Below are 2,539 nucleotides of genomic sequence, written 5' to 3' on the forward strand. Positions count from 1 at the left end.
ACCGATAGTGAACTAGTACCGTGAGGGAAAGGCGAAAAGAACCCCGGAGAGGGGAGTGAAATAGATCCTGAAACCGTATGCGTACAAGCAGTGGGAGCCCACTTTGTTGGGTGACTGCGTACCTTTTGTATAATGGGTCAGCGACTTATTTTCAGTGGCGAGCTTAACCGAATAGGGGAGGCGTAGCGAAAGCGAGTCTTAATAGGGCGTCTAGTCGCTGGGAATAGACCCGAAACCGGGCGATCTATCCATGGGCAGGTTGAAGGTTGGGTAACACTAACTGGAGGACCGAACCGACTACCGTTGAAAAGTTAGCGGATGACCTGTGGATCGGAGTGAAAGGCTAATCAAGCTCGGAGATAGCTGGTTCTCCTCGAAAGCTATTTAGGTAGCGCCTCATGTATCACTGTAGGGGGTAGAGCACTGTTTCGGCTAGGGGGTCATCCCGACTTACCAAACCGATGCAAACTCCGAATACCTACAAGTGCCGAGCATGGGAGACACACGGCGGGTGCTAACGTCCGTCGTGAAAAGGGAAACAACCCAGACCGTCAGCTAAGGTCCCAAAGTTATGGTTAAGTGGGAAACGATGTGGGAAGGCTTAGACAGCTAGGAGGTTGGCTTAGAAGCAGCCACCCTTTAAAGAAAGCGTAATAGCTCACTAGTCGAGTCGGCCTGCGCGGAAGATGTAACGGGGCTCAAACCATACACCGAAGCTACGGGTATCACTTAGGTGATGCGGTAGAGGAGCGTTCTGTAAGCCTGTGAAGGTGAGTTGAGAAGCTTGCTGGAGGTATCAGAAGTGCGAATGCTGACATGAGTAACGACAATGGGTGTGAAAAACACCCACGCCGAAAGACCAAGGTTTCCTGCGCAACGTTAATCGACGCAGGGTTAGTCGGTCCCTAAGGCGAGGCTGAAAAGCGTAGTCGATGGAAAACAGGTTAATATTCCTGTACTTCTGGTTATTGCGATGGAGGGACGGAGAAGGCTAGGCCAGCTTGGCGTTGGTTGTCCAAGTTTAAGGTGGTAGGCTGAGATCTTAGGTAAATCCGGGATCTTAAGGCCGAGAGCTGATGACGAGTTAACTTTTAGTTAACGAAGTGGTTGATGCCATGCTTCCAAGAAAAGCTTCTAAGCTTCAGGTAACCAGGAACCGTACCCCAAACCGACACAGGTGGTTGGGTAGAGAATACCAAGGCGCTTGAGAGAACTCGGGTGAAGGAACTAGGCAAAATGGCACCGTAACTTCGGGAGAAGGTGCGCCGGTGAGGGTGAAGGACTTGCTCCGTAAGCTCATGCCGGTCGAAGATACCAGGCCGCTGCGACTGTTTATTAAAAACACAGCACTCTGCAAACACGAAAGTGGACGTATAGGGTGTGACGCCTGCCCGGTGCCGGAAGGTTAATTGATGGGGTTAGCTAACGCGAAGCTCTTGATCGAAGCCCCGGTAAACGGCGGCCGTAACTATAACGGTCCTAAGGTAGCGAAATTCCTTGTCGGGTAAGTTCCGACCTGCACGAATGGCGTAACGATGGCGGCGCTGTCTCCACCCGAGACTCAGTGAAATTGAAATCGCTGTGAAGATGCAGTGTATCCGCGGCTAGACGGAAAGACCCCGTGAACCTTTACTATAGCTTTGCACTGGACTTTGAATTTGCTTGTGTAGGATAGGTGGGAGGCTTTGAAGCGTGGACGCCAGTCTGCGTGGAGCCAACCTTGAAATACCACCCTGGCAACTTTGAGGTTCTAACTCAGGTCCGTTATCCGGATCGAGGACAGTGTATGGTGGGTAGTTTGACTGGGGCGGTCTCCTCCTAAAGAGTAACGGAGGAGTACGAAGGTGCGCTCAGACCGGTCGGAAATCGGTCGTAGAGTATAAAGGCAAAAGCGCGCTTGACTGCGAGACAGACACGTCGAGCAGGTACGAAAGTAGGTCTTAGTGATCCGGTGGTTCTGTATGGAAGGGCCATCGCTCAACGGATAAAAGGTACTCCGGGGATAACAGGCTGATACCGCCCAAGAGTTCATATCGACGGCGGTGTTTGGCACCTCGATGTCGGCTCATCACATCCTGGGGCTGAAGCCGGTCCCAAGGGTATGGCTGTTCGCCATTTAAAGTGGTACGCGAGCTGGGTTTAGAACGTCGTGAGACAGTTCGGTCCCTATCTGCCGTGGACGTTTGAGATTTGAGAGGGGCTGCTCCTAGTACGAGAGGACCGGAGTGGACGAACCTCTGGTGTTCCGGTTGTCACGCCAGTGGCATTGCCGGGTAGCTATGTTCGGAATAGATAACCGCTGAAAGCATCTAAGCGGGAAACTAGCCTCAAGATGAGATCTCACTGGGACCTTGAGTCCCCTGAAGGGCCGTCGAAGACTACGACGTTGATAGGTTGGGTGTGTAAGCGCTGTGAGGCGTTGAGCTAACCAATACTAATTGCCCGTGAGGCTTGACCATATAACACCCAAGCAATTTGACTTCTCTAACGAGCATCAGATTGCGGTGTGTGAAGACGATAGAACCGAAAGTTCGATCTC

General features: G+C 52.0%; 1 rRNA gene. It reads left to right on the forward strand.

Annotated features, from left to right (window positions below):
• Positions 1-2,459, forward strand: a 23S ribosomal RNA gene (locus tag AACY30_RS27280); the annotation flags it as partial.
• Between the last annotated feature and the right edge of the window lie 80 nt (positions 2,460-2,539).

Source organism: Pseudomonas sp. RA_5y_Pfl1_P24 (assembly GCF_963970945.1).
Taxonomy (GTDB): domain Bacteria; phylum Pseudomonadota; class Gammaproteobacteria; order Pseudomonadales; family Pseudomonadaceae; genus Aquipseudomonas; species Aquipseudomonas tritici.